The organism is Actinomycetospora sp. CA-084318, from assembly GCF_050955885.1.
Classification (GTDB): Bacteria; Actinomycetota; Actinomycetes; order Mycobacteriales; family Pseudonocardiaceae; genus Actinomycetospora.
The window spans coordinates 5,547,299-5,574,073 of the sequence record NZ_CP192098.1 but is presented as its reverse complement, the minus strand read 5'-3'; the positions used below and the strand labels follow the sequence as shown (position 1 = coordinate 5,574,073).

Annotated in this window: 22 protein-coding genes; 16 read left to right on the top strand and 6 right to left on the bottom strand. The window is 77.0% G+C overall.

Annotation, left to right across the window (positions count from 1 at the left end; translation table 11 throughout):
* Positions 1 to 23 precede the first annotated feature (23 nt).
* Genes ACQPYX_RS27110 through eccD form a run of 4 tightly spaced genes read right to left on the bottom strand, consistent with a single transcriptional unit; the run spans position 24 to position 4,850 of the window.
* Positions 24 to 734, bottom strand: coding sequence for a hypothetical protein (locus tag ACQPYX_RS27110; protein ID WP_433800419.1), 711 nt, complete (start codon positions 732 to 734; stop codon positions 24 to 26).
* The gene (eccE, locus tag ACQPYX_RS27105) at positions 731 to 1,882 is read right to left on the bottom strand and encodes a type VII secretion protein EccE (RefSeq protein WP_433800418.1); all 1,152 of its coding nucleotides are present in this window, start codon (positions 1,880 to 1,882) and stop codon (positions 731 to 733) included. The genes ACQPYX_RS27110 and eccE overlap by 4 nt, the downstream gene beginning before the upstream one ends.
* On the bottom strand, positions 1,879 to 3,219 hold the full coding sequence (locus ACQPYX_RS27100) for a S8 family serine peptidase (protein WP_433800417.1): 1,341 nt from the start codon (positions 3,217 to 3,219) through the stop codon (positions 1,879 to 1,881). The genes eccE and ACQPYX_RS27100 overlap by 4 nt, the downstream gene beginning before the upstream one ends.
* Positions 3,216 to 4,850 carry a type VII secretion integral membrane protein EccD gene (gene eccD / locus ACQPYX_RS27095; protein ID WP_433800416.1) on the bottom strand — a complete coding sequence of 545 codons (1,635 nt, stop codon included), beginning with the start codon at positions 4,848 to 4,850 and terminating at the stop codon, positions 3,216 to 3,218. Before eccD ends, ACQPYX_RS27100 begins: the two co-directional genes overlap by 4 nt.
* A 170-nt stretch (positions 4,851 to 5,020) precedes the next feature.
* Here eccD and eccCa point away from each other — a divergent pair, with 170 nt between their 5' ends.
* The 8 genes from eccCa to ACQPYX_RS27055 all read left to right on the top strand — a co-directional run bounded on the left by eccCa (position 5,021) and on the right by ACQPYX_RS27055 (position 15,139).
* Positions 5,021 to 9,028: a type VII secretion protein EccCa gene (eccCa, locus tag ACQPYX_RS27090; protein ID WP_433800415.1), complete on the top strand. Its 4,008-nt coding sequence runs from the start codon at positions 5,021 to 5,023 to the stop codon at positions 9,026 to 9,028.
* Positions 9,025 to 10,881, top strand: coding sequence for a type VII secretion-associated protein (locus ACQPYX_RS27085; RefSeq protein WP_433800414.1), 1,857 nt, complete (start codon positions 9,025 to 9,027; stop codon positions 10,879 to 10,881). The genes eccCa and ACQPYX_RS27085 overlap by 4 nt, the downstream gene beginning before the upstream one ends.
* A 90-nt stretch (positions 10,882 to 10,971) precedes the next feature.
* The gene (locus tag ACQPYX_RS27080) at positions 10,972 to 11,283 is read left to right on the top strand and encodes a WXG100 family type VII secretion target (protein WP_433800413.1); all 312 of its coding nucleotides are present in this window, start codon (positions 10,972 to 10,974) and stop codon (positions 11,281 to 11,283) included.
* A 13-nt stretch (positions 11,284 to 11,296) separates the two neighbouring features.
* Positions 11,297 to 11,581, top strand: a complete 285-nt coding sequence (locus ACQPYX_RS27075; protein WP_230755906.1) for a WXG100 family type VII secretion target — start codon at positions 11,297 to 11,299, stop codon at positions 11,579 to 11,581.
* A gap of 168 nt (positions 11,582 to 11,749) precedes the next feature.
* Complete coding sequence (rplM, locus tag ACQPYX_RS27070) at positions 11,750 to 12,193, top strand: 50S ribosomal protein L13 (protein ID WP_433800412.1); 444 nt, start codon at positions 11,750 to 11,752, stop codon at positions 12,191 to 12,193.
* Positions 12,190 to 12,759 (top strand): 30S ribosomal protein S9, encoded by a 570-nt coding sequence (gene rpsI, locus ACQPYX_RS27065; RefSeq protein WP_230755902.1) that lies wholly within the window; start codon positions 12,190 to 12,192, stop codon positions 12,757 to 12,759. The genes rplM and rpsI overlap by 4 nt, the downstream gene beginning before the upstream one ends.
* On the top strand, positions 12,759 to 14,153 hold the full coding sequence (gene glmM / locus ACQPYX_RS27060; RefSeq protein WP_433800411.1) for a phosphoglucosamine mutase: 1,395 nt from the start codon (positions 12,759 to 12,761) through the stop codon (positions 14,151 to 14,153). Before rpsI ends, glmM begins: the two co-directional genes overlap by 1 nt.
* A gap of 71 nt (positions 14,154 to 14,224) precedes the next feature.
* Positions 14,225 to 15,139 (top strand): WXG100 family type VII secretion target, encoded by a 915-nt coding sequence (locus ACQPYX_RS27055; RefSeq protein ID WP_433800410.1) that lies wholly within the window; start codon positions 14,225 to 14,227, stop codon positions 15,137 to 15,139.
* 163 nt (positions 15,140 to 15,302) lie between these two features.
* Here ACQPYX_RS27055 and ACQPYX_RS27050 read toward each other — a convergent pair whose 3' ends face one another.
* Complete coding sequence (locus tag ACQPYX_RS27050) at positions 15,303 to 16,193, bottom strand: alpha/beta hydrolase (RefSeq protein WP_433800409.1); 891 nt, start codon at positions 16,191 to 16,193, stop codon at positions 15,303 to 15,305.
* 127 nt (positions 16,194 to 16,320) lie between these two features.
* Here ACQPYX_RS27050 and glmS point away from each other — a divergent pair, with 127 nt between their 5' ends.
* The 7 genes from glmS to groL all read left to right on the top strand — a co-directional run bounded on the left by glmS (position 16,321) and on the right by groL (position 25,004).
* Complete coding sequence (gene glmS / locus ACQPYX_RS27045; protein ID WP_433800408.1) at positions 16,321 to 18,189, top strand: glutamine--fructose-6-phosphate transaminase (isomerizing); 1,869 nt, start codon at positions 16,321 to 16,323, stop codon at positions 18,187 to 18,189.
* Between the two features lie 160 nt (positions 18,190 to 18,349).
* Positions 18,350 to 19,816, top strand: coding sequence for an NAD(P)H-hydrate dehydratase (locus ACQPYX_RS27040; protein WP_433800407.1), 1,467 nt, complete (start codon positions 18,350 to 18,352; stop codon positions 19,814 to 19,816).
* Between the two features lie 29 nt (positions 19,817 to 19,845).
* Positions 19,846 to 20,985, top strand: a complete 1,140-nt coding sequence (alr, locus tag ACQPYX_RS27035) for an alanine racemase (RefSeq protein WP_433800406.1) — start codon at positions 19,846 to 19,848, stop codon at positions 20,983 to 20,985.
* Positions 20,986 to 21,069: 84 nt separating this feature from the next.
* Positions 21,070 to 22,248 carry an alpha/beta fold hydrolase gene (locus ACQPYX_RS27030; RefSeq protein ID WP_433800405.1) on the top strand — a complete coding sequence of 393 codons (1,179 nt, stop codon included), beginning with the start codon at positions 21,070 to 21,072 and terminating at the stop codon, positions 22,246 to 22,248.
* A gap of 116 nt (positions 22,249 to 22,364) precedes the next feature.
* Positions 22,365 to 22,850, top strand: a complete 486-nt coding sequence (rimI, locus tag ACQPYX_RS27025; RefSeq protein WP_433800404.1) for a ribosomal protein S18-alanine N-acetyltransferase — start codon at positions 22,365 to 22,367, stop codon at positions 22,848 to 22,850.
* Positions 22,851 to 22,991: 141 nt separating this feature from the next.
* The gene (gene groES / locus ACQPYX_RS27020; protein WP_018330959.1) at positions 22,992 to 23,288 is read left to right on the top strand and encodes a co-chaperone GroES; all 297 of its coding nucleotides are present in this window, start codon (positions 22,992 to 22,994) and stop codon (positions 23,286 to 23,288) included.
* An 87-nt stretch (positions 23,289 to 23,375) separates the two neighbouring features.
* A complete protein-coding gene (gene groL, locus ACQPYX_RS27015) occupies positions 23,376 to 25,004 on the top strand; it encodes a chaperonin GroEL (RefSeq protein ID WP_433800403.1) in 1,629 nt (542 codons plus the stop codon).
* A 168-nt stretch (positions 25,005 to 25,172) separates the two neighbouring features.
* Here the strand turns inward: groL and ACQPYX_RS27010 are convergent, their stop codons facing one another.
* Positions 25,173 to 25,472: a WhiB family transcriptional regulator gene (locus tag ACQPYX_RS27010; RefSeq protein ID WP_179795226.1), complete on the bottom strand. Its 300-nt coding sequence runs from the start codon at positions 25,470 to 25,472 to the stop codon at positions 25,173 to 25,175.
* A gap of 619 nt (positions 25,473 to 26,091) precedes the next feature.
* Between ACQPYX_RS27010 and ACQPYX_RS27005 the strand changes: the two genes are divergently transcribed.
* On the top strand, positions 26,092 to 26,688 hold the full coding sequence (locus ACQPYX_RS27005; RefSeq protein ID WP_018330962.1) for a response regulator transcription factor: 597 nt from the start codon (positions 26,092 to 26,094) through the stop codon (positions 26,686 to 26,688).
* Positions 26,689 to 26,775 lie beyond the last annotated feature (87 nt).

Genomic DNA, 26,775 nt, shown 5'->3' with positions numbered 1-26,775 from the left:
GTTCCGTCGAGCCGGCGTCGGACTCACGCCCGCCGGACGGGGCCGAGGACGGCGGTCTCCCGCGCGGCGGTCACGAGGTCGAGACGGCGCCAGAGGTTGCGCCCGAGAGCGACGACGCCCTGGTCGGGCAACGTCCGCAACGTCTCCGCCATCGGGTCGGAGAGCCGCCACAGCCGGGTCGCGAGGTCGGCCTCCTGCGGCGGCATCCGCCCGAGCAGCACCACGTCGGCGTCGTCGGCGGCATCGGCCACCGCGGGCGTGAGCGAGGGCAGCACGACGAGGGTGGTCCGCCACGCCCGGTCGGCTGCGGCCCCCGGGGCGACCGGGGCGGCGCCGCGGTCCCGCACCGTCAGCACGGCGTCGGTGTCCCCGGGTGTCCGCTCGTGCGCGTCGTCGGGTCCGTCGCCCCCGGTGTCCGCGGTGGTGACGTGGACGCGGCCGGGGTCGGCGGCGGCCCGGGCGACCGGTTCCCACACGTCGGCCCGGCCGGTGGTCACCTCCAGCCGGGCTCCCTGGGCGACGGTCCGCAGGGCGATCTGCCGGGCCAGGTGCAGGGCGCCGAGGACGACGATCCGCGTGCCCACCGGGCGCAGGACGGCCAGCGTGACGGGTGCCCCGGTGGCGTCGGCGCCGAGGACCACCCCGGCCGGGGTGCGGGGGGCCCGGATCCCGTCCAGGGCGTCGACGGGGCGCCGGATCGCGGGCGGTCGTCGTCCGGTCGCGCGGCGGGTCATCGGGGCCCGCCCAGGGGCAGGGTCGCGCGCAGGCCGCTCGCCTGCCGACCGTGCCGGGGCTCCAGGTGGACGCCCCGGGCGCGGGCGGCGGCGACGAGGTCCCGGCCCGCCGCGACCACGTCCCCCGGCCCGAGTCCGGTGACCCGGACGTGCAGGTCGAGCCCGACCTCGGCCGGGTCGTCCTCGGCCACCAGGACGAGGGCGACCGTGGAGACGGCGTCCGGGGCGACGAGGTCGTCGAGGTCCACCGTCGGGCCGAGGGTGGCGGCCGACCACGTCGCGTGCCCGACCTCGCCGAGCACCACGGCGTCCCACCGTTCCTGGACGCCGCCCGGCGTGCGGTCGAGGTCGGAGCCCGCGGCGACGGCCACGGCCTCCCGCACCCCGTCCGGGTCGAGCGGACGGACCGGCACCCCGTGGTCGGCGAGGACGCGGCCGATCCGGGCGAGGGACCCGATCAGGGCCCGGCGGGCGCCGAGGGTCCCGCCACCGCGGTCGGCCACCGCGTCCGGGCAGCGCTGCGGGTCGAACCGGACGACGAGCCACAGGCTGCGCTGTGCCGCGTCGGACAGCGGTCCCAGCACCTCGCGGTGGGCGGCCCGCGCCGGGCCGTCCGCCGCGCCGGGGCGCACGTGCCGCACCACCGTGAGCGCATCGACGACGACGCCGCGGTCGGAGAGCGTGCCCGCCAGCGGCCCGAGCGGGAGCCCGTCGGACCCGTCGTCGGGGGCGTCGAGCAGGAGCGGCAGGTCCTCGGTCGCGGGGGCCAGCACGGCGCTCCACGCGCCGTCCTCGCCGCCGAGCAGGGCCACCGGCCGGCCGTCGTGGTCCGTGCCCGCGACGACCTCGACCGGCCCGACCGCCGCGTCGACGGCGGGCAGCCGGAGCCCGTCGTCGGGATCGGCGACCGGCACCTCCCGCGGCCGGGTGCGGTGGCGCAGCGCGAGCACCGCCCAGGTCCCGAGCAGCTCCCCGCGGACCCGGACGAGCCCGGCCACGAGCGCCAGGGACAGGACGATCCCCGCGAGCGGGAGGCCCGCGCCGAGCGCGAGCAGCGCGAGGGCCGCGGCGAGCCCGACCTCGGCGAGCAGCACCCCGGTGAGCGGCAGCCGCCCGAGGGCGGGCTCGCCGGTCCGCGGCGCGCTCACGTCCGCCTCCGCCGACGGGCCACGACCGCGGCGAGCGCCACCGCGACGAGCACCCCGACGCCCGCGACCAGGGGCCACGGGGTGCCGCTGTCCGCCGGCGGTGCGGCTGCCGCGGGTGCGGGGGCAGGACGGGCTCCCGCGAGGGCGGCGGCGACGTCGAGCGCCCCCGCACCGACGAGGGTGGGGGCCGCTCCCGGCACCGGCGCCGCCGTCGCACGCAGGCGGCCCACGACCTCGGCGGCCGGCATCGTCGGGAACCGGGCCCGCAGCAGGGCCGCGGCGCCCGCGACTCGCGCCGCCGCGAAGCTCGTCCCGACGACGGGTGCGGGCGCCGACCCCGGCAGGATCAGGTCCGCGGTGAGCCCGGACGACCGCGCGTCGAGCGCCGCCGGGACCCGCCCGGGCGCCGCGATCCCGACCCACGGCCCCGCGAGTGACGCGCCGTCCGGGGCGCCCGCGTCGTCGAGCGCGCCGACGGTGAGGACCTCGGACGGGTCGACGCCGAACCAGGCGGGGACGGGGACCGTCGCGACCCGCTGCGCGGCCGAGGTCCGGTCGTTCGCCGGACAGGCGGGCCCGACGTTGCCGGCCGCGGCGACGACCACCACGTCGCGGGCCACGGCCTCGCGCACCGCGGCCCGCAGCGCCCCGAGCGGTGCCCCGGCACCGCCGATCAGCTCCGCGGCCGGGCGGCACGCGGCCAGCGCGAGGGTGAGCACCCGCACGCCGGGCGTCGCCACGGCCGCCCGGACGGCCCGCGCGAGCACGGCCTCGTCGCCGGCGGGGCCGGCCGCGGTCCGGGACCAGGCCGTGTCCGCCCGCACCGAGAGGACGCGGGCGCCGGGGGCGACGCCGACCACGCCGTCGTCGGGTCCCGGGGCGGCGGCGATCACCCCGGCCACCGCGGTGCCGTGCCCGTCGCAGTCCGTGCGCGCCGACCGGCCCGCCACGAAGTCGCCGCCGTCGGCGACGCCGCCGGACAGCCGCGGGTGCGGGGCGACCCCGGAGTCGACCACCGCGACCAGCACGCCGGCCCCACCGGCACCGGGCACCGTCGCGGGCTCCGGCAGGAGGGCGTCGAACCCGGCGGGCGCGATCCCGGCGGGACACGGCCCGAGCGGGGCGAGGCCGGGGAGGGCCGCCGGCGCCCGGGGGAGCGCCGCGAGCGCGGCCGGGTCGGGGTCGGGCGGCGCCGGCGGCGCGACCTCGATCCCGGTCGCCGTCCCGGTCCCGACGGCGGGCGCCGCCACCGCCGCCGGCACGGCGGGCGCGAGCAGGGCCGTCGTCAGGAGGGCCGTCGTCAGGAGGGCCGGAACGCGCCGGACCGTCGGGGTCACAGCAGCCGCACCACCGCGAACAGGTCGGCCACGGCGCAGGCCAGGGGCACCACCGCGGCGATGGCGACGCCCTCGGCGAGGTCCACCGCCCGTCGGACGCCCGGCCCGGGACGACGACGTGGGCCGACTGCACCGAGCAGCACCACGGCCGCGCCGACCACGGCCGCCGCCAGCCCGACCCCGAGCCGCGCGGCGCCGGACGGGGCGGCGGCCACCGCGCCGATCCCGAGCGCCGCGGCTCCGACGAGCGACCCGAGCAGCAGCACCGCCGCGGGGACGGCGTTGGCGTGGCTGCGCGACCGCAGGGCGGCGAGGACCACGAGCAGCACCCCGAGCACGGCCCCGAGGGTGCCCCGCCAGCCGGGCGCGGGCGCGAGGCCGAGCACCACGACCGCCACGACGAGGACCGCGACGGTGCCGCCCGCCAGCCCCGTCAGCAGCGCGTGCGCCCGGTCCGTGCGCCGGTCGAGCGCGGCCGGGTCACCCGGTCCGGCCGACGGGTCGGGGGAGTCCGGCGCGTCGGCGGTGCCCGCCGCGGAAAGCGGGACCTCGGGCAGCGGGAGGCGTGCCAGCAGGACCGCGAGCCGGGGCAGCACGGACAGGGCGACGAGCGCGAGGGCCCCGGCCCCGGCGGCGACGGCGGCGGGCTCGACGGGGCCCGCCCCGCGCGCCGCCGCCACGGCCCCCGCGACGGTGGCGACCGCCCCGGTGGCGGTGCCCAGCACCGCGGCGGTCGACAGCCCGGTGCCCACGGCGAGCGCGACCCGGTCGGTGCGCGGCGCGGCGAGCAGGACGGTGCCCGCGGCGACGAGGGCGAGCGCGGATGCGACCAGCAGGTGGGCCCCACCGAGTCCGACGGTCAGGGGTGCGCCGTCCGGGCCGCCGACGAGCGCGAGGCCGCACACCGCCGCGGCGCCGGCCGCCAGCGTGACGAGGACGGCGGCCGGCCCGGGGCGGCGGGCGAGGCGCGGGGCCGTCGCCGCGAGCACGGTCCCGGCGAGCGCGACGACCGCGGCCGCGACGGCGGTGAGGGCGCCGCCCCCGGTCCCGGGGCCGCGCCCGGCGGCGAGCAGGGCTCCGAGCACCGTCGCGCCGGCGACCACGCCGCCGACCAGGCCGCAGCGGTGCGCCCAACCGGCGTCCCAGGCCCGGAACCCGGCGGGTCGCGACTCGGCCACGGCGTCGACGACGTCGTCGTAGAGCGGCGCCGGCGCGGCGTCCTCGCGACGGCGCAGGACGAGCTGGTCGCCGTCGAGCACCCCGAGCTCGTCCAGCGAGGACCGCGGGTCGGCCGGGGCCTGCCCGAGCAGGGCGAGCGTCCACCCGGTGGCGCCCGCACGGTCCGCGCTGCGCACCGGGACGTGCCGGCCGCGGGCGAGGGGCACCGGGCCGGGGCCGGCGGCGTCGGTGAGCTCGACCAGCACGGGGAGCAGTTCGCCGACCGGGACGTCGCCGGGCAGTGCGAGGTCGGCGCGGGTGGTCGGCGCCAGCACCGACACCCGGGTCACCGCGGCGGCGGGGACGGCGGGCGGGGCCGGCACCGCCGGCACCGCCGGCACGGCGGACACCGCGGACGCGGCGGGCTCCTCCCGCCGGACCGGCGTCGTGGTCCGGCCGTTCCCGGTGCTCACCCCGGCCACCTCCGTGTCCTCCGCGCCCGTCCCCGCCCGTCCCCGCCGAGCCCCACCGACCCGGACGAACCGGCCCCGACCGGGTGATCGGCTCCCTAGTATGGCCAGCACGCCGGGCGGTGGTGGGGCGAACAGGGAGATCCGCACCGGCCGGTCGCGGGAGGAGGGGTGTGGGCACGCAGGTCGTCCGGCGCGGGCCGCGCGAGGCCGCCCCGGCCATGCCCGGCGGCGAGCTCGCGCTCGAGGCGCCGCCGGAGGAACCCCGCCTCGCGCCCGCCGGTCTGCTGCCGCGCCTGCTGCCGGTGGTCATGCTGCTCGCCTCGGTGGGCTTCATCGTGGTGCTCGGCATCGACAACCCGACCTCGTGGCTGTTCGGCGGCATGATCGCGCTGTCCACCCTCGGGATGGTCGCGGGCGGGTTCTCCCGCGGCGGGGTCCAGCGCCGGGCCGAGGCCGACGCCGAGCGGGCCGACTACCTGCGCTACCTCGCCCAGGTCCGGCGTCGGACCCGCACGGTCGCCGCCGAGCAGCGCGCCAGCCTGGAGTGGACCCACCCCGACCCGGACGCGCTCGCGGGTCTCGCCCGCGGCCCGCGCACGTGGGAACGGCGGCCGGGCGACCCCGACTTCGGCCACGTCCGGGTCGGCCGCGGCGCCCAGCGCCTCGCCACGGCGCTCGTGCCGCCGCAGACCGGCCCGGTCGCCGACCTGGAGCCGGTGACCACGGCGGCCCTGCGTCGCTTCGTGCGGGCGCACTCGGTGGTCGAGGCGCTGCCGACGGCGGTGTCCCTGCGCGCCTTCGCCGCCGTCGCCGTCACCGGGCCGGACGCGAGCCCGGTCGGGCGGGAACGGCGTCGCGCGCTCGTGCGGGCGCTCGTCGCGCAGCTGGTCACCCTGCACTCGCCGGACGACCTGCGGCTGGCCGTCGTGGCGGGCGAGCGGACGCGCGCGGACTGGGAGTGGGTGAAGTGGCTCCCGCACGTCGCCCACCCGCGCCTGCACGACGGCGCCGGACCGGTCCGCATGATCGCCTCGTCGCTCGCCGCCGTCCGGACGTGGCTCGCCCCCGAACTCGCCGACCGGGCCCGGTTCAGCCGGGACGCCGGCCCGGTCACGCCGCACGTGGTGGTGGTCTGCGACGGCGGCGAGGTCGGCGACGCGACGGGCGTCCCCGACGACCCCGCCGACGAGGGCCTGGTCGGGCTCACCCTGATCGACCTCGGCGGCCGGCTCGACGCGCTGGTCGCCCGCCGCGGCCTGCGGCTCGTCGTCGCGCCCGACCCCGAGCACCCGGGCCTCGACCGGATCGGCGCCGCGACCGACGTCGGCGTCGAGTGGTTCGGCCGGCCCGACGCCCTGCGCGGACCCGAGGCCGAGGCCCTCGCCCGGCGGCTCGCCCCCTGCCGCACACCCGCCTCCGCGCCGGAGGGAGCCGGGCCGACGACGCCCGGGCTGCTCGACCTGCTCGGGGTCCCCGGCACGCCCGACACCTTCGACGTCGGCACCGCCTGGCGGCCCCGCGCCCCGCGCGAGCGGCTCCGCGTGCCCTTCGGGCTCGGCGAGGACGGCGAGCCGGTGGAGCTCGACCTCAAGGAGGCCGCCCAGGAGGGCATGGGTCCGCACGGGCTCTGCGTCGGGGCCACCGGCTCCGGCAAGTCCGAACTCCTGCGGACCCTCGTGCTCGGACTGATCACGACGCACTCCTCGGCCGCGCTCAACCTCGTGCTCGTCGACTTCAAGGGCGGCGCCACGTTCGCCGGGCTCGCCGCGGCGCCGCACGTCGCCGCGGTGATCACCAACCTCGCCGACGACCTCGCCCTCGTCGACCGCATGCAGGACGCCCTCGCGGGCGAGATGACCCGCCGGCAGGAGCTCCTCCGGGCCGCGGGGAACCTCGCGAGCGTGGCGGACTACGAGCGCGCGCGGGAGCGCGGCGCCGACCTCGCCCCGCTGCCCGCGCTGTTCGTCGTCGTCGACGAGTTCTCCGAGCTGCTGCACCAGAAGCCGGACCTCGCCGACCTGTTCACCGCGATCGGGCGCCTGGGCCGCTCGCTGCAGATCCACCTGCTGCTCGCGTCGCAGCGCGTCGACGAGGGCCGGCTGCGCGGCCTGGAGTCCCACCTGTCCTACCGGATCGGGCTGCGGACCTTCTCCGCCGCGGACTCCCGGGCGGTGCTGGGCGTGCCGGACGCGGCGTCGCTGCCGGCCGTCCCCGGCACCGGCTACCTGCGCTCGGACACCTCGACGATGGTCCGGTTCACCGCGGGCTACGTGTCCGGCCCGGTCCGCCGCACGGTCGGACGGCGTCGGACCGCCCTCCCCGACGCCGGGTCGGGCGCCCGGCCGGTGCCCCGGCCGTTCCACGGGGGCTGGGTCGACCCGCCGGGCGGCGCGGCGGCGCCGGCGGCCGACGACGGTCCGCCCGAGGTCGACGACGCGGCGCCCAGCGTGCTGGACACGGTGGTGGACCGGCTGCGCGACGCGGGACCGCCCGCGCACGAGGTGTGGCTGCCGCCGCTGGCCGGACCGATCGGGCTGACGTCGTTGCTGCCGCCGCTCGAGGACACCGACCGCGGCCGGGAGGCGCCCGGCTTCCCCGCCAACGGCACGCTGCGCCTGCCGCTCGGCCTCGTCGACCGGCCCTACGAGCAGCGCCGCGAGGTGCTGTGGGCCGACCTGTCGGGGGCGGCGGGCCACGTGGGCGTGGCCGGCGGCCCGCGGGCCGGAACCTCCACGCTGCTGCGCACGCTCGTCTGCTCGGCGGCGCTCACGCACACCCCCGACGAGCTCGGCTTCCACGTCGTCGACCTCGGCGGCGGCACGCTGGCCGGGCTGGCCGGGCTGCCGCACGTCGGTACCGTCGCCGGGCGGGGCGACACCGACCTGGTGCGCCGCGTCGTCGCGGAGGTCGCCGCGGTGGCCACCGCCCGGGAGCGCTGGTTCCGCGAGCGCGGCATCGCGTCGGTCGCCGACCTGCGGGACCGGCGCCGCCGGGGCGAGGACCTGCCCGACCCCTTCGGCGACCTCGTGCTCGTGATCGACGGGTGGCACGCCTTCCGCGCCGACCACGACGCGCTCGAGTCCACAGTGATCACGCTGGCGACGACCGGCCTGTCCTACGGCGTGCACGTGGCGATCGGCGTGGGCCGGTGGGCCGACCTGCGCCCTGCGCTGAAGGACCTGCTCGGCACGCGGATCGAACTGCGCCTCGGCGACCCCGGCGAGTCCGAGGTGGACCGGCGGGTGGCGGCCGCGGTGCCCACCGGGCGACCCGGGCACGGCATCTCGCCCGACCGCAGCCACGTCCTGGTCGCCCTGCCGGAGCCCGACCTGGTGGCCGCGGTCGCCGCCGCGTGGCCCGGGCCCGGGGTGGCCCCCGTCGAACTGCTGCCGGAGCGGGTGGACGTCGCCACCTTGCCCGGGCCGGGGAGCGGCGAGCGGCACCTGCTGCCGATCGGCGTGGACGAGGACCGGCTCGCCCCGGTGCTGCTCGACGTCGCCGCGGACCCGCACCTGCTCGTCTACGCCGACGGCGAGTCCGGCAAGACGTCGTTCCTGCGGCTGCTGGCCCACCACGTGGTCACCCGCTACACGCCCGCCCAGGCCCGGCTGATGATCGTCGACTACCGCCGGGGCCTGCTCGGCGCCGTCGACTCCGAGCACCTCATCAGCTACACCTCCACCGCGGACGCGCTCACCGAGGCGATGACCGACCTCGTCGCCTCGCTGCGCCGCCGGCTCCCGGGGCCCGACGTCACCCCCGAGCAGCTGCGGGCGCGGTCCTGGTGGACCGGGCCGGAGGTCTTCCTGCTCGTCGACGACTACGACCTCGTCGCCACCGCGGCCGGCAACCCCCTCACGGCCCTGCTCGACCTCCTCGCCCAGGCCAAGGACGTCGGCCTGCACGTGGTCCTCGCCCGGCGTGTCGGAGGCACCTCGCGGGCGATGTTCGAGCCGGTGCTCGCCCGGCTGCGCGAGCTCGCCACACCGGGCCTCGTCGGGCACGGCAGCCGCGACGAGGGCCCGCTCGTCGGGACTGCGCGGCCGGGCCCGCGCCCGCCCGGCCGGGCGGTGCTCGTCACCCGCCGCCACGACGAGACCCTCGTGCAGCTCGCCTGGCGCGATCCCGACGAGCCGATCCGGGTCCCCGACCCGGCGACCGGGGGTGACGACCGGTGAGCCGTCGGGTCGCGGTCGACCTCGGGGACACCGCGGTCGTCACCGTGGTCGACCCCGGCGGTGGCGCCGAGGCCGTCGAGCTGGCGCCGGACCTCGCGGCGGTGTTCGCGCCGGACGGCTCCGCGCTGGTCACCGGGGCCGAGGCGCGGTCGCGGGCGGCCGCCGACCCGAGCCGGCTCGAACCCCGTCCGCGCCGCCACGTCGACACCGACACCCTGCTGCTCGGCACCCGCACCGTCGGGGTCGTCGAGGCGCTCGGGGCCGTCCTCGCCGCCGCCGTCGACCGCGCCGTCCCGGCGCTGCGCGGGGAACGCCCCGACGTCCTCGTCCTCACGCACCCGCCGGGCTGGGGCGGGCGTCGCCGCGAGGTCCTGCGCCGCGCCGGTGCCGGGCTCGCCGCCGAGCTCGCGCTGGTGCCCGAGCCGGTCGCCGCGGCCGCGCACGCCCGGTGGATGCGACCGGCCGGACGACGCGGGCCGACCGCCGTGCTCGACGTCGGGGCCCGCGGGGCGACGGCCGCGGTCGTCGACGACGACGGCACGGTCCTCGCGTACCGCGCCTCCGGGCGCTTCGGCGGCGACGACGCCGACGAGCTCGTCCTCGCGCACCTCGTCGCCGGGCTGCCCGACGACGCCCCCGGCACCGACCGGGTGCGCGCGGTGGTGGCGGGCGCGGACCTGCCGGCGCGCCGCCACCGCCAGGTGCTCGTGGAGGACGTCCGCGACGCCCGGGAGCGGCTCTCCGAGTCCGAGCAGGCCGAGATCCCGCTGCCGGGCGCGGCCGGCGCCGCCTGGTGCTCGCGCGGCGAGCTCGAGGACCTGCTCCGCGGCCCGTGCGGTGACCTCGTCGCGCTGCTCTCCGCGGTGGTCGCCGAGGCGGGCGTCCCGGCGCCCGGGCCGGACGTGGGCCTCGTCGGCGGCCTCGCCCGGACCCCGCTGCTGGCCACGCTCGTGCACCGCGAGCTCGGCGTGCCCGCGGTGGTCCCGGCCGATCCCCGCACGGTGGTGGCCCGCGGTGCACTGCTGGCGGCCGCACCCCCGCCCGTGGCCGCGCCGGCGCCGCGCTCCCGCCCGGTCCTGCTGCCCGACTGGCCGCTCCCGGCCGCCCGGCCGGTGCCGCCCGTGCCGGCGCCGCCCGCGGCGTCCCCGCCCGTGGCGTCCCCGCTCGCCGGACCACCGCCGTCGTCGGGACCGGCGTCCCGGCCCGACCCGGACGATCCGACGGTGCGGATCGCCCGCGAACTCGTCCCCGCCGGCCGGCCGCCGGCCCGCGTCGAGACCCCCGACGGCGGCCCGGGGAACTGGAGCGCCCGCCGTCGGGCGGGCCTGGTCGCGGCCGCGACCGTCGCGGTCGTCGTCGTGATCCTCGCCGTCGCCGGGCTGCGCGGCGGCGACACGCCGTCGGCGGGCGCCACGTCGCCGACCGTCGTGTCGGTGTTCGCGCACGCCTACGAGCTGCCCGCCGGGTGGACCACCGACGGCTCCGACGCCGAGTCGCGCCGCAGCCGCATCCGCCCGTCCGGTCAGCCCACCGGGCCGAACCTGATCGCGGTGCAGGAGAGCGCGCTCTCCTCGCCGGACCCGGTCGCGGCACGGGCCCAGCTCCTCGCCGGCTTCGAGGCCGCACGGGCGGCGGGCGGCGGGGTGTCCGACCTGGCGCCGGAGACCACCTTCGCCGGTCGCGACGCGGCGACCTACCGGCAGGTGCCGGTGCCCGGGACGACCGTGGAGTGGGTGGTGCTCTTCCTCGGCGCCACGCAGATCTCGGTGGGCTGCCGCCACGACGACGCCTCCCGCGACGCCGTCCTCGCGGCCTGCGAGCGGGTGGTGGCGACGCTGCGCAGCCCGCCCTGACCGGTCGGTCCGCACGAGTTCTCCGGAACCGCACCCGCGCCCGGCCCCGGGATGTCACCGTCGGGGTCGGCACAGGGGAGGGAGCTGGAGATGGCGGGACAGTTCGGGACCGAGACGCAGCTGATGCAGGGCGCGGGTCGGCACGTCCTGGAGGTGCGGGACCAGATCGCGGCGCAGCTGGCGCAGCTGCGCGGTCAGCTGGTCCCGCTCGAGGCGACGTGGCGCGGGGACGCGTCGACGGCCTTCACGCAGCTGATGGCGCGCTGGAACGACGACGCGAACCGGATCAACGCGGCCCTGGGAGCCATCGCGGAATCCGTCCAGGCCTCCGCGGTCGGCTACCGGGCGGCCGAGGACGAGGTCGCGACGTCGACCTCGACCATCGGCCGGGCGCTGGGCTGAGGGGGAGGACGACATGGACGAGATCCGCGTGACCTTCGGTGAGCTGTCCGCCGCGCAGCAGAACGTGACGGCCACCGCCGCGCGCATCCGCGGCCAGCTCGACGACCTCGAGCGGCGGCTCGCGCCGCTCGTCGCGGGCTGGACCGGGGCGGCCGCCGAGCAGTACCGCGCCCGGCAGCGGGAGATCGACACCGCGTGGGCCGACCTCGCGCAGGTGCTCGGCCTCGTCGGGGGACGGCTCGGGCAGGCCGAGCAGACCTACCGCGCGGTCGAGGCGCGCAACGCCGCCCGGTACTGACCGGGGGTGGGTGCCGGGTGCTCCCGGGGAACCGCGTACCCTGGACCATCGTTGCGCGGTGAACGCCTGCCGCGAGGAGATGCAGCGTGCGAATCCGTCCCCGGGACGCCGCCGCGAGCGTCACCACCCGACGTACCGAACCAGTATGACCGTGACGAGGTAGCTTCCGTGCGCACGTTCAGTCCGAAGCCCGGCGACATCGATCGCGCCTGGCACGTCATCGACGCCTCCGACGTCGTGCTCGGCCGGCTGGCCAGCCAGACCGCCCAGCTGCTGCGGGGCAAGCACAAGCCGACCTACGCGCCGCACGTCGACACCGGTGACTTCGTGGTGATCGTGAACGCGGAGAAGGTGGCGCTGACCGGTGGCAAGCGGGACGACCGCTTCGTCTACCACCACAGTGGCTACCCCGGTGGGCTCAAGAAGCGCACCGTGGGCGAGGAGCTCGAGCGCTTCCCGGACCGCCTGGTCGAGAAGGCCGTCAAGGGCATGCTGCCCAAGAACCGTCTGGGCCGGGCCATGGCGTCCAAGCTCAAGGTCTACGCGGGCCCCGAGCACCCGCACGCCGCCCAGCAGCCCGTGCCGTACGAGATTCGACAGGTGAGCCAGTGACCACCCCCGACGACAACGTCGAGAACGAGACCTCCTACGAGGTCACGTCCGAGGCCCCCGAGGGCGGGCAGTCGCTCGCCGAGGCCGCGGACCTGACGTCCGGCGACTTCGCCGACACCGACGACGAGCTGGGCGCCGAGGTCTTCGGTGACGCCCCGGCGCCGGTGTTCGCCTCGCTCGACCGCCCGATCCAGACCGTCGGCCGCCGCAAGGAGGCCGTGGTCCGCATCCGTCTGGTGCCGGGCTCCGGCAAGCTGACGATGAACGGCAAGGCGTTCGAGGAGTACTTCCCGAACAAGGTGCACCAGCAGCTCATCCGCGAGCCGCTGGTCAACACCGAGCGCACCGAGCAGTTCGACATCTACGCCAACCTGCACGGTGGCGGGACGTCGGGCCAGGCCGGCGCGCTGCGCCTGGCGATCGCCCGGGCGCTGACGATCGTCGACCCCGAGGACCGTCCCGGTCTGAAGAAGGCCGGCTTCCTCACCCGGGACGCCCGGGCGAAGGAGCGCAAGAAGTACGGCCTCAAGAAGGCCCGGAAGGCCCCTCAGTACTCGAAGCGCTGATGGGTCGCCTGTTCGGGACCGACGGTGTCCGCGGCCTCGCGAACGCGGACCTCACCCCCGAGCTGGCGCTCTCCGTCGCGTCCGCCGCCGCCCGTGTGCTCGTCGAGCACGCGGGCGGTGTCGTGCGCGGGGAGGACACAGCGCCGGGGACCGGGTCGGGCGACGGAGCGCGGCCGGTGGCCGTGGTGGGCCGCGACCCGCGGGCCAGTGGCGAGATGCTCGAGGCCGCGGTCTGCGCCGGCCTCTCGGCGGCGGGCGCGGACGTACGGCGGGTCGGCGTGCTGCCGACCCCGGCGGTCGCGTACCTGACCGCCTCGCTCGGGGCCGACCTGGGCGTCATGATCTCCGCGTCGCACAACCCGATGCCCGACAACGGCATCAAGCTGTTCGCGGCCGGGGGCCACAAGCTGCCCGACGCGCTCGAGGACGAGATCGAGGCGCACCTCGACGGGGTCACGCAGTCCGACCGGCGCCCGACGGGTCGCGGTATCGGCCGGATCACCGACGTGCCGGACGCGCTCGACCGCTACCTCGACCACCTGCTCGTGGCCACGCCGCACGCGCTCGACGGGCTGCACGTCGTCGTCGACTGCGCGCACGGGGCGGCCTCGCTCGCCGCGCCGCGCGCCTACGAGCGGGCCGGTGCCCGGGTGACGACGTTGGCGGCCGGACCGGACGGCTGGAACATCAACGACGGCGTCGGCTCCACCCACCTCGAGGGGCTGACGAAGGCCGTCGTCGAGCACGGCGCCGACCTCGGGATCGCCCACGACGGGGACGCCGACCGCTGCCTCGCGGTGGCCGCGGACGGGTCGGTGGTCGACGGCGACCAGATCCTGGCGGTGCTCGCGCTGGCGCTGCACGCCGACGGCGAGCTCGCCGACGACACGCTCGTCACCACGGTCATGAGCAACCTGGGTCTGCACCTCGCGATGCAGGCGGCCGGGATCGCGGTCCGCACGACGGCGGTCGGCGACCGGTACGTCCTCGAGGAGCTGCGCGCGGGCTCGTTCTCGCTCGGCGGCGAGCAGTCCGGCCACGTGGTGCTGCCCTCGCACGCCACCACCGGCGACGGCCTGCTCACCGCGCTGCGGCTGATGGCGCGGATGACGACGACCGGACGCCCGCTCGCCGAGCTGGCCGGTGTCGTGGAGCGTCTCCCGCAGGTGCTGGTGAACGTGCCCGTGGCGGACAAGGCCGCGGTGGGCACCTCGGAGCGGGTCGCCGACGCGGTGGCCACCGAGGAGGCCGCCCTCGCCGGCCGGGGTCGCGTGCTGCTGCGGCCGTCCGGGACCGAGCAGGTGGTGCGCGTGATGGTCGAGGCGCCCACCGAGGACACCGCCCGCGACGTCGCGGACCGCCTCGCCGTGCTCGTCGCCGACGTGCGCGCCTAGCGTCCCGCCGCGCCGGCCCCGCCACGGGGTCGGTGTGGAACCGGCCGACGCGGTGGGGGACCCTGGGACCCGTGACACGGCGTGACGGCGGACGCAGCGGCGGGCCGCTGTCCGCGGTCCCCCCGCCGCGGCGGCTGGACCAGCTCGGCGCCGCGACCTCGGACGCCCTGCTCGCGGCGGGCGACGTCGCGGTCGACCGGATCGTCGCAGCCCTCCCCGCCCGCGTCGCGCTCACCGGGACGGCCGGCCTGCCCGGCCCACCGGTGGACGCCGCCGGGCTTCGGGCCCGGCACGGCGCCCAGCGCGGCATCCGCTTCGCGGCGATCGCCGCCGGCGCGGAGGACCTGCGGCGCGCCGCCGACCGGGTCCGCGCGCGGCACCGGGCGCTCGCCGAGGAGGCCGGCACGCTCTACGAGCGGTGGTCGGGTCCGTCCGCCGAGGAGGTCGCGGACCGGGTCGTCGCGCTCGGCCGCGCAGCCCAGGAGATCGTCACCCTGCTCGCGGACACCGCCGAGACGGTCGAGGCCGCCGGGCTCGCGGTCGCCGACGACGTCGCCGACCGGGCCGCCGCGGCCCGCGCGCTCGGTGCGGGCGACCCCGGACCGCCGCCCGGCCCCGGCGCCGTCCCCGCGGCCGCCCGTGCGTGGGCCGCCGCGCTCGACGCCTGCCTGCAGCGCTACCTCGTCGTCGCCGACCGCACCGACGCCACGATCGCCGAGACCTGGCGCGAGCTCGCCGACCGGCTCGGCATGCTGCGACGGCTCTCCGGCGCGGCCGCCGAGGTGACCGGGCCGGTCGACCCGACCGACACCGGGGGCCTGCCGCCCGACCTGCTCGCGCTGCCGGAGATCCTCGCGGCGCTCGGCGGGCTCGGTGGCCTCGACCATGACGACGAGGCCGACGACGAGGCCGCCGACGAGGCCGCCGACGAGGCCGACGACGAGCCCGCGGCGGACGGCTCGCGCCCGGGGGACGCGGACCGCTGACGGCGGCGGGGCCGGCGACCGATCCCTGCCAGGCGGCGCCTTGTCGCGGGCAGTCGTCGAGCCCGGCGGACCTTGTCGCTGTGAATCACGACGACGAGGCGGGCGGGGGCGGTGGGGAACCCGCGACGAGGTGGGCGGGCGGGGGCGGCAGACCGCGCGGGCCTCAGACGGTCGAGGACTCCCGGTAGACCCGCACGTCGGTGCCCTTGACCGCGCCGTCGACGACGTCGGCGTACTTCTTCTCGCCCTCGAGGTGGTGCAGCAGGAAGCCGGTCAGCAGCGCCTTGACCGTGGTGAGGACGCCGAGGTCGGCCTTGCCGTCGAGCACCAGGTCGCTCCAGTGCTTCCCCTCGACGATCCCGAGGTGGCTGGCCTTCTTCACGGTCCGCATCACCGACGGCCCGGCCCACGCCGCGGCGACCGGCTCGGTGCCGGCCGCGGGCGGCGCCACGAGGTCCTTGCCGAACGCGATGTGCAGGCCCGGACGGTGCACCGCGCGGGCCGCGTCCTGCGCCGACGGGCGGGACTCGGAGAGCGCGATCGTGGCGACCGCCTCGACCTGGCCCCGCGCCTCGGCGATCTCGGACCCGGTCTCCCAGTACGGCTCGCCGGCCGCCTGGACGCGGGTGGCGTGCGCGGGGGCCGCCGCCGCCAGCACGGCCGACCCGGCACCCATGCCGTGGCCGGCGAGCCCGAGCTTGCGCGGGTCGACGCTGACCGCGGCGCCGCGCGTGGTGCCGCCGAGCCGCACGGTGGAGACGATGTCGAGCGCGGTCCGGAGGTCGTTGGCGAGCTTGCGGTGCGAGGCGAACGGTCCGCGCTCGGTGTCCGGGGCGGCGACGACGATGCCCCAGGAGGCGAGGTGGCGCAGCAGGCCGAGGTAGCGGGTGGCCGGGTTGAGCCAGTCGTGGCCGAAGGCGACCGCCGGGAGCTGCTCGCCCGCCGCCGGGGTGAAGAGCACCCCGGGGAGGCCGACCAGCGCGAGGTCACCGCGCAGCACCTGGTGCGGGCCCGGGCGCCCGAGCTCGGCGACGATCTGCTTCGCACTGGCCATGGCGACGGACCGTAGTGCATCCGTACCGTCACTGGCCTGCTGGAACACGGCACCGGACGCAGGTGGGGGGCCGGGTCACACCGGCCGCCGCTCAAGGTCCACTTCGTCCCACCTAGGCTCGGAGCCCGTGTGCGGCATCGTGGGGTACGTGGGCTGGCGCCCGGCACGCGACGTCCTGCTGGGCGGTCTGCGACGGCTGGAGTACCGGGGATACGACTCGGCGGGCATCGCGACGGTGACGCCCGACGCGACGACGGTCGAGGTCCACCGCGCGGCCGGTGCGCTGGACAACCTCGTGCGGGTCACCGACGCGAACCCCGAGGACCCGGAGCACCCGGCCCGCACCGGGATGGGCCACACCCGGTGGGCGACGCACGGCGCCCCGACCGACCGCAACGCCCACCCGCACCGGGACGCGACCGGCCGCGTGGCCGTCGTGCACAACGGGATCATCGAGAACTTCGTGGCGCTGCGCGCCGAGCTCGAGGACGCCGGGGTGGAGCTCGCGAGCGACACCGACTCCGAGGTCGCCGCGCACCTCGTCGCGCGGGCCTTCGACGAGGAGCCGGAGGCCGGGCTCACCGCAGCCGTGCGGCACGTCGTCAACCGGCTCGAGGGCGCCTTCACGCTCGTGCTCACCCACGCCGAGCGGCCGGACGAGATCGTCGCCGCGCGACGCTCGTCGCCGTTGGTCGTCGGGATCGGGGACGGCGAGACGTTCGTGGCCTCCGACGTGGCGGCGTTCATCGACCACACCCGCGACGCGGTGGAGCTGGGCCAGGACCAGATCGTCACGCTCACCCGCGAGGGTGCGGTGGTCACCGACTTCCACGGCGATCTCGCCCCGACGCGCCCCTTCCACGTGGACTGGGACATCGCCGCCGCCGAGAAGGGCGGCCACGACTTCTTCATGTCGAAGGAGATCGAGGAGCAGCCGGCGGCGCTCGCGGACACGCTGCGCGGCCACCTCGTCGACGGTCGGATCGTCCTCGACGAGCAGCGCCTGTCCGACCAGGAGCTGCGCGACATCGACAAGGTGTTCGTCGTCGCCTGCGGCACCGCCTACCACGCGGGCCTGCTCGCGAAGTACGCGATCGAGCACTGGTGCCGCATCCCGGTGGAGGTCGAGGTCGCCAGTGAATTCCGCTACCGCGACCCGGTGCTCGACCGCTCCACGCTCGTCGTCGCGATCTCCCAGTCCGGCGAGACCGCGGACACCCTCGAGGCGGTCCGGCACGCGCGCGAGCAGAAGGCCCGCGTGCTCGCGATCTGCAACACCAACGGCGCGCAGATCCCGCGGGAGTCCGACGCGGTGCTCTACACGCACGCGGGGCCGGAGGTCGGGGTCGCCGCGACCAAGACCTTCACCTCGCAGGTCGTCGCCTGCTACCTCGTCGGGCTGGCACTGGCGCAGAACCGCGGCACGAAGTACGCCGACGAGGTGGAGCGCGAGTACCACCAGCTCGTCGCGTCCGCGGACGCCGTGAAGAAGGTGCTGGCCTCCGCGGTGGAGCCGACCCGGGCGCTCGCGCGGGAGCTCGCGGACTCGAAGGCCGTGCTGTTCCTCGGCCGCCACGTGGGCTATCCGGTGGCGCTGGAGGGGGCGCTGAAGCTCAAGGAGCTCGCGTACATGCACGCCGAGGGGTTCGCGGCGGGCGAGCTGAAGCACGGACCGATCGCGCTGATCGAGCAGGACCTGCCCGTCGTCGTCGTGATGCCCTCGCCGCGGGGCCGGGCGACGCTGCACGCGAAGCTGCTCTCGAACATCCGGGAGATCCAGGCGCGCGGGGCGCGGACCGTCGTCATCGCCGAGCGCGGCGACGAGACGGTGCGGCCGTTCGCCAGCACGCTGATCGAGGTCCCGGTGGTGCCGACGCTGATCCAGCCGCTGGTGGCCACCGTCCCGCTGCAGGTGTTCTCCGCCGAGGTGGCCCGGGCCCGCGGGTACGACGTGGACAAGCCGCGCAACCTCGCGAAGTCCGTGACCGTGGAGTAGGAGGTGCGCTGCGCGCAGGTGAGCAGAAAGTGGGGCTATAACCCTGCGAAGTGCTCACAGGCCGGAGGCACCTCCCGACCCGCGGTAGACGTTGGATGTGAGCACTTCGCGGGGTTATAGCCCCCCTTTCTGCTCACCAGGCGACCGGAGGGAGCCACCTTTGTACGGCGTCTGGACGCCCGAGCAGGTGCAGGCCGCGGAGGAACCCGTGCTGGCCCGCACGCCGGAGGGCGCGCTCATGCGCCGCGCGGCGTACGGCGCCGCGCAGGTCGCCCTGCGGATGCTGCGCGAGCGGGCGGGCGGCGTCGTGGGGCGCCGGGTCGTCGTCCTGGTCGGCGCGGGCAACAACGGCGGGGACGGGCTGTGGGCCGGGGTCGAGCTCCGGCGGCGCGGGGTCGCGGTCACCGCGGTCCTGCTGACCCCCGACCGGGCCCACCCGGCCGGGCTCGAGGCGCTCCGGGCGACCCGCGCGCGCGTGCTCACCGAGGTCGAGCCCGCCGTCGCCGCCGTCGGCCGGGCCGACCTCGTGCTCGACGCGATCGTCGGGGTCTCGGCCCGGGGCGGACTGCGCGACCCCGCGCCCGTGCTCGTCGGTGCGGCCGAGGCCGCCGGCGTCCCCGTCCTCGCGATCGACCTGCCGTCCGGGGTGGACCCGCTGACAGGGGTGGTGCACGACGAGGCGGTGACCGCGACGGAGACGGTCACCTTCGGGGCGCGCAAGCCGGTGCACGTGCTGAACCGCGGCCGCTGCGGGCCGGTCACGCTCGTCGACATCGGGCTCGGCCCGGAGCTGGGGGAGCCGCCGGTGCGCGTGCTCGAGGCCGCCGACGTCGGGGCCCGCTGGCCCGTCCCGGGCCCGGCCGACGACAAGTACACCCAGGGCGTCGTCGGGATCGCCGCGGGCAGCGCGACCTACCCGGGTGCCGCTGTGCTCGCGAGTGGCGCCGCGGCCCTCGCGACCAGCGGCATGGTCCGGTACGCCGGGACCGCCGCCGACGAGGTGCGGGCCGCGTGGCCGGAGGTCGTCGCCACCGACCACGTCGAGGACGCGGGGCGGGTGCAGGCCTGGGCGGTCGGGCCCGGGCTCGGCACCGACGACGCCGGTGCCGCGACGCTGCGCCACGTGCTCGACGCCGGCCTGCCCGTGCTCGCCGACGCCGACGCGATCACCCTGCTCGGGGCGGACGCCGACCTGCGGGCCCGCGCGGCCGCCACGACCACGCTGGTGACCCCGCACGCCGGGGAGTTCGCCCGCCTCGTCGCGGAGCTCGACGACCCGCCGGACCCCGCGGCCGACCGGGTCGGCGCGGCCCGCCGTGCCGCGGTCGAGCTCGGCGTCACGGTGCTGCTCAAGGGCAACGCGACGGTGGTCGCCGCGCCCGACGGGCGGGTCCTGGTGCACCCGGCCGGGTCCTCGTGGCTGGCGACGGCGGGGTCGGGCGACGTCCTCTCCGGCGTCGCCGGGGCGCTGCTGGCGGCCGGCCTCGACCCGCTGGACGCCGCCGGCTGCGCCGCGTTCGTCCACGCCCGCGCCGCCGAGCTCGGCGCGGGCGGCGCCCCCGTCCCGGCCTCCCACGTCCAGGCCGCGCTGCCCGACGCCATCCGCTCGGTGCGGGAGGCGGTGTGAGCGGGCCGGGGCGAGCGGAGCGACGGGGGATGTTCCGCGCGGAGGTGCGGATCGACCTCGGCGCGATCCGCCACAACGTCCGTCACCTCGCCGCGCTCGCCGGGGACGCGGCGACGATGGTCGTGGTCAAGGCCGACGGCTACGGCCACGGCGCGGTCGACGTCGCCCGGGCCGCGCTCGAGGCCGGGGCGGGGTGGCTCGGCGTGTGCACCCTCGAGGAGGCCGCGGAGCTGCGCGCGGCCGACATCACCGCGCCGGTGCTCTCCTGGCTGCACGTTCCCGACGAGGACTTCGCGCCCGCCGTCGCGTCCGGCGTCGACCTCGGCGTCGCCTCCCGCCGCGACCTGGCGGCGATCGCGGCGGGTGCGCGGGCCGCCGGTCGTCCGGCGCGCGTCCACCTGAAGATCGACACGGGGCTGTCGCGCAACGGCTGTCCGCCGCACGCCTGGGGTGACCTGCTCGACGCCGTCGCGGACCACGTCGCGGCCGGGGAGGTCGAGCCGGTCGCGGTCTGGACCCACCTCGCCCACGCCGACGCCCCGGCCCACCCGACGATCGACGTGCAGGCCGATCGGTTCGACGACGCGCACGCCGCCGCGCAGGCCCGGCTGGGGCGGACGCTGCTCGCGCACGTCGCGAACTCCGCCGCCACCCTCACCCGGCCCGACCTGCACCGCGACCTCGTCCGGCCGGGGATCGCCGTCTACGGGCTGGACCCCGTGGTCGGGCCGGGCGAGGCGACGGCCCTGCGCCCGGCGATGTCGCTGCACGGCCGGGTCGCGCTGCTCAAGACGGTCGCGGCCGGCGAGGGCGTCTCCTACGGCCACATCTGGACCACGCCGACCGACCGGACGCTCGCCCTCGTCCCCGTGGGGTACGCCGACGGCGTGCCGCGCCTACTCGGGTCGACGGGGAGGCTGAGCGTCGGCATCGGCGGCGTGCGCCGACCCGTCGTCGGGCGGGTGTGCATGGATCAGGTGGTCGTCGACCTCGGCCCCGCCGACGCCGAGCACGGTGTCGCCGAGGGCGACGAGGTGCTGCTCTTCGGCGACGGCGCCGACGGCGGGCCCAGTGCCGCGGAGTGGGCCGAGCTGCTGGGCACCATCCACTACGAGATCGTCACCGGTGTCGGGAGCCGTCCGCGGCTGCGGCGGACCGTGGTGGGCTGAGCGACTTCCGGGGTGAATCGGGCGTGGACGTGGTAGAAGGCCAGTCATGACGACGGCGACGGCGCGCTCCATGGGCGGGCTCCGATGAGCGACGACCGGCGGCACACCGGCGGCATCATCGGCGCGATCGCCGGCACGGTCCTGGGCGGTGTGGCCGCCGCCGGGGCGGTGGGGGCCGGTCGGGCGCGGTCCCGGGTCGTGCGCACCCGCGCCGAGCTGGAGGAGCACGAGGCCGAGCACCCGTCGCAGCTCGGCCTGCTGCCGAGGGGCCGGGAGTCCTCGGTGGCGGCCGACGACGGCACCCGGCTCGCGGTGGAGGAGATCGAGCCGGTCACCCCCGGCGCCGAGCCCGAGCTCACCGTCGTCCTCGTCCACGGGTTCGCCCTCGACCGCCGCTGCTGGCACTTCCAGCGCCGCATGCTCGCCGGGCTCACCGACCCGGCCGTCCGGGTCGTCCTCTACGACCAGCGCCGGCACGGCCGCTCCGGCCAGTGCTCCGCGCGGGCGTGCACCATCGCCCAGCTCGGGGCCGATCTCGACACCGTCATCCGCACCGTCGCCCCCGAGGGCGACCTCGTGCTCGTCGGGCACTCCATGGGCGGCATGACGATCATGGCGCTGGCCGAGCGGCACCCGGCCCTGTTCCGCGACCGGGTGCTCGGCGTCGCGCTCGTGTCGACCTCGGCCGGTGACGTCGGCACGGTCGGTCTGCAGCGGGCGGTGCTGTCCCACCGCAACCCGACGGTGAACGTCCTCGGCCGCCTCGCGCACTGGCGGCCGGCGACGGTCGACCGCATCCGGCGCCTCGGCGGCAACGCCATGTGGGCCGCGGTGCAGCGGTTCTCGTTCGGCGACCCCGACGTCGACCCCGCTCTGGTCGACCTCGTCGACAGCACCATCGCGAGCACCGCGCTCGACGTCCTCACGTCGTTCGCGAACACCCTCTCCACCCACGACCGGAAGGCGGCGCTGCGCGGTCTCTCGCAGTGCGAGGTGCTGGTGGCCGGGGGCACGCGCGACGTGATGATCCCGTACGCGCACTCCGAGGTGATCGCCGCCGAGCTGCCGCGCGCGGAGCTGCTGCCCCTCGAGGGCGCCGGGCACATGGCGATGCTCGAGCAGCCCGGCGAGTTCGACGCCGCCCTGCTCGAGCTGCTGCGCCGCTGCACGCACCGCAGCCAGGTGCTGCGGCGGCTGCGCCCGCCGGACGCCGGCTCCGGCCCGCGCCGGTCGCGGCTGCGCCGGTCCCGACGACGGGCGTGAGCGGTCCGGGGGACGCCGGCGACGGCTCCGGCCCCGGTGACAGCGAAGCGTCGTCGCCGTCATCCCGTGACGGCGACGACGCTTCGCCACGAGGGGGCGGTGCCCCGGCTCCGCAGGTGCCCGTCGGGATCGACGCCCTGACCTTCGACGATGCCGCGGAGTGCGCCCGCCTGGAGGCCCTGCTCTTCCCCGGCGACGACCCGTGGAGCGCCGGCGCGTTCCGCTCCGAGCTGCAGGCCGGCCACCCGTACTACGCGGCGCGCGCGGGCGACCGGCTGGTCGGCTACGCCGGGGTCGCGCTGCTGCCCGCGCCCGCGTTCTCCCGTGAGCCCGCCGAGGCCGAGGTGCACACCATCGGGGTGGATCCGGTGGTGCAGGGCCACGGCGTGGGCCGCCGGCTGCTGCGGGCGCTGCTCGACCGCGCCGACGCGATCGGCGCCGTGACCTACCTCGAGGTGCGCACGGACAACGTCCCCGCGCTCGCGCTCTACCGGTCCGAGGGCTTCGAGGTGGTGGGCACCCGCCGGCGCTACTACGCGAGCGGGGCGGACGCCCACACCATGCGGCGGGACGCTGCGACGCACCCCCGCGACCCTCGTTGATGGATTGGCACTCGCGGCGGTAGAGTGCCAATCGAACGGCACCGGAGCCGGCTCGGCACCCGCGACGACGGGTCGGCCCACCGGGCGCCGTCACCCACCATTCCAGAATCCAGCTGGACCCCAGATCGTGGAGGTCATCCCGTGGCGAGCGTGAACATCAAGCCGCTCGAGGACAAGCTCGTGGTGCAGGCTTCCGAGGCCGAGACCACGACCGCGTCCGGCATCGTCATCCCGGACACCGCGAAGGAGAAGCCCCAGGAGGGCAAGGTCCTCGCGGTGGGCCCGGGTCGGGTCGACGACAACGGCAACCGCATCCCGCTCGACGTCGCGGTCGGCGACGTCGTCATCTTCTCGAAGTACGGCGGCACCGAGGTCAAGTACAACGGCGAGGACTACCTGATCCTGTCGTCGCGTGACGTCCTGGCGGTCGTCAACTAAGCACCGCTGGCTCAGCCACCGCCCCGGTGATCCCGAACCTCCGGGGTCCCGGGGCGGTGGTGTGTCCGGTGCACGAAAGGACGGATAGTGCCCAAGCAGATCACGTTCGACGAGACCGCCCGTCGCGCCCTCGAGCGCGGCGTCGACCAGCTGGCGGCGGCGGTGAGGGTGACCCTCGGTCCCCGGGGCCGCCACGTCGTGCTGGACAAGAAGTTCGGTGGTCCGACGATCACCAACGACGGCGTCACCATCGCCCGCGAGATCGAGCTCGACGACCCGTTCGAGAACCTCGGCGTGCAGCTGGCGAAGACGGCGGCCACCAAGACCAACGACGTCGCCGGGGACGGCACGACGACGGCGACCGTGCTCGCCCAGGCGCTCGTCGCCGAGGGCCTGCGCAACCTCGCCGCCGGCGCGAGCCCGACCGGGATCGGCGCCGGCATGGCCGCCGCCGCGGAGAAGGTCACCGAGGTCCTGCGGGCCAGGGCGACCCCGGTCGACGGCAAGCGTGGGATCGCCGCCGTCGGCGCGGTCGCCTCGCGCGACCAGGAGATCGGCGACCTCATCGGCGAGGCCATGGAGAAGGTCGGCGAGGACGGCGTCATCACGATCGAGGAGTCCTCGACGCTGGCGACCGAGCTCGAGGTGACCGAGGGCCTGCAGTTCGACAAGGGCTACCTCTCGCCGTACTTCGTCACCGACGGCGAGTCGATGGAGGCCGTGCTCGAGGACGCCCACGTCCTCCTGCACCGCGAGAAGATCTCCTCGATCCAGGAGCTCCTCCCGCTGCTGGAGAAGGTCGTCGAGTCCGGCAAGCCGCTGCTCGTCGTGGCCGAGGACATCGAGGGCGAGGCGCTGTCGACCATCGTCGTCAACGCCATCCGCAAGACGCTGCGCATCTGCGCGGTCAAGGCGCCGTTCTTCGGCGACCGCCGCAAGGCGTTCCTGGACGACCTCGCGGCCGCCACCGGCGCCACGGTGATCAACCCCGAGATCGGCCTGAAGCTCTCCGAGGCGGGCCTCGACGCGCTGGGCACCGTCCGGCGTGCGGTGGTCACCAAGGACGCCACGACCCTCGTCGAGGGCGGCGGCGACAAGGCCGCCGTCGAGGGCCGGGTCGCGCAGATCCGTCGGGAGATCGAGGAGACCGACTCCGACTGGGACCGCGAGAAGCTGCAGGAGCGGCTGGCGAAGCTCGCCGGCGGCGTCGCGGTGATCAAGGTCGGTGCGGCCACCGAGACCGAGATGAAGGAGCGCAAGCACCGCATCGAGGACGCGGTGGCGGCGACCCGGGCCGCGGTCGAGGAGGGCATCGTGCCCGGCGGCGGTGCGGCCCTGCTGCACGCGTCGGCCGAGCTCGAGGGCGGCCTCGGCCGCACCGGCGACGAGGCCACCGGCGTCGCGCTCGTGCGGCGCGCGCTCTCGGCGCCGCTGAAGGCCATCGCGTCCAACGCGGGGCTGGAGGGCGCCGTCGTGGCCGCCAAGGTCGCCGACGGCGGCTGGGAGACCGGCTACGACGCCGCGAGCGGGACCTACGGCGACCTCATGGCCGCCGGCATCATCGACCCGGTGAAGGTCACGCGCTCCGCCCTGGAGAACGCGGTGTCCATCGCCCGCATGGTGCTGACGACCGAGTCCGCGGTCGTCGACAAGCCCGAGGAGGAGGCGCCCGCCGCCGCCGGTGGCCACGGCCACGGGCACGGCCACGGGCACTGATCCCCCGGACATCCCGGTACGACGACGGGCCCGCACGCTGCACGCGTGCGGGCCCGTTCGCGTCGTGCCCCGGCCGCCCCCGGAACGAACGAACGGCACCCTCGCAGCACCTATGTGCGCGAGAGTGCCGTTCGCTCGTTCACGGGGCGGGCCGGGTGACCCGCCGCCTCAGCGGATGACGATGTCCTGCACCCGTCCCCGGGACCGGGAACCGGTGCGCTCGGACTCCGAGAGTCCGCCCCAGATGCCGTAGGGCTCGCCCGCGGCGAGCGCGTGCCGGCGGCACGGCTCCATCACGGGGCAGCCCTCGCACACCGCCTTGGCGCGCCGCTCGCGGCTCGCGCGGGCGGGACCACGCTCGCCGTCGGGGTGGAAGAAGAACGCACTGTCCATGCCGCGGCACGCGGCGTGCAGCTGCCAGTCCCAGAGATCGGCGTTGGGGCCGGGGAGTCGACGGACGTCGGCCATCTCGACCACCTCCTCGTCCTGACGCGGGTGGCCGCCCCACCGGGCTCAGGAGTGTTCAAGCCCGACGGCACCGCCACCACGAAGGGTGGGCCCGGCCGATTCGTCACCGTCCGTGCCTGCGATCGCGCGCAGGGCGACCGTGACCCGACCCTATGACCGCCGGACACGCGCGGACAAGACATCCGGTTGTGAGCCGTCACCCCCTCCGCAACCGACCGTCGGTCGTCCGGATGCGCGACACACCGCGCCGGTGACACCGGTCGGCGAATCCGGTGCGTGACAAGACTTGCTCAAACGACCACCATCCGTGATCATTCCCTGAGCACTCCGTGTCCGGTGCTCCGTGTGGGTGGCGGATACGGCGGGGGAGCAGGAGGGTCGGCCGTGACCGGTCGCCCCCGGCGGCGTTGACAGGGGAGAGGGGTCCGGTGGCAGCCACGTCGTACGGCGCGGTACGCCGTCCGGTCGCCGCAGGAACTCCGGATGAGGAGCAGGTATGGCACCGGTCGTCGATCCGGCGCGGGAAAACCGCGGATCCGACTCAAGCCGGGGCGGCGGCGCGCCGATGACCGGTAGTGCCCGCCAAGCGACTGCAGGAACGCTGCAGGGAGGAACTTCCGTGACGACGGTCCTGATCTGCGACGACCGCCGCAGCGTGCGTGAGGGCCTGACCCGCGTCATGTCGGCCGTGCCGGGCGTCCACCGCATCGACTGCGTCGCCCACGGCGACGAGCTGCTCACCCGCTTCTCCCGGCAGAGCGTCGACGTCGTCCTCGTGGGGACCCAGCGCGCCGTGCCGACCGGGGTGGAGGCCACCCGCCGGCTCGTCGCCGCGCACCCGCAGGCGAACGTCATCGTGTTCGGTGCGCCGGACGACTCCGGCAGCATCGCCGCCGCCATCGCGGGCGGCGCCCGGGGCTACCTGCGCTGGGACGCCTCCCGGCCCGAGCTGGTCGCCGCGCTCGCCCACACCCTCGCCAGCACCTCGGTGCCCGCGCCGCGCACGCCGTCCGACACCGGCGTCCAGCTCACCGAGCGCGAGCTGCAGGTGCTGCGCGGCATGGCGCAGGGCAAGAGCAACGGCCAGATCGGTCGCGAGCTCTACCTCTCCGAGGACACCGTGAAGACCCACGCGCGCCGGCTCTTCCGCAAGCTCGGCGTCCGTGACCGTGCGCAGGCCGTGGCGCACGGGTTCCGCCGAGGTCTGGTCTCCTGACCGCGCGGCCCCGCCCCGTCCACCCCGGCCGGCCCGCGGCCCCCGGGGACACCGGGGCGTACCCCACGTACCAGCCCACCCCCCCGC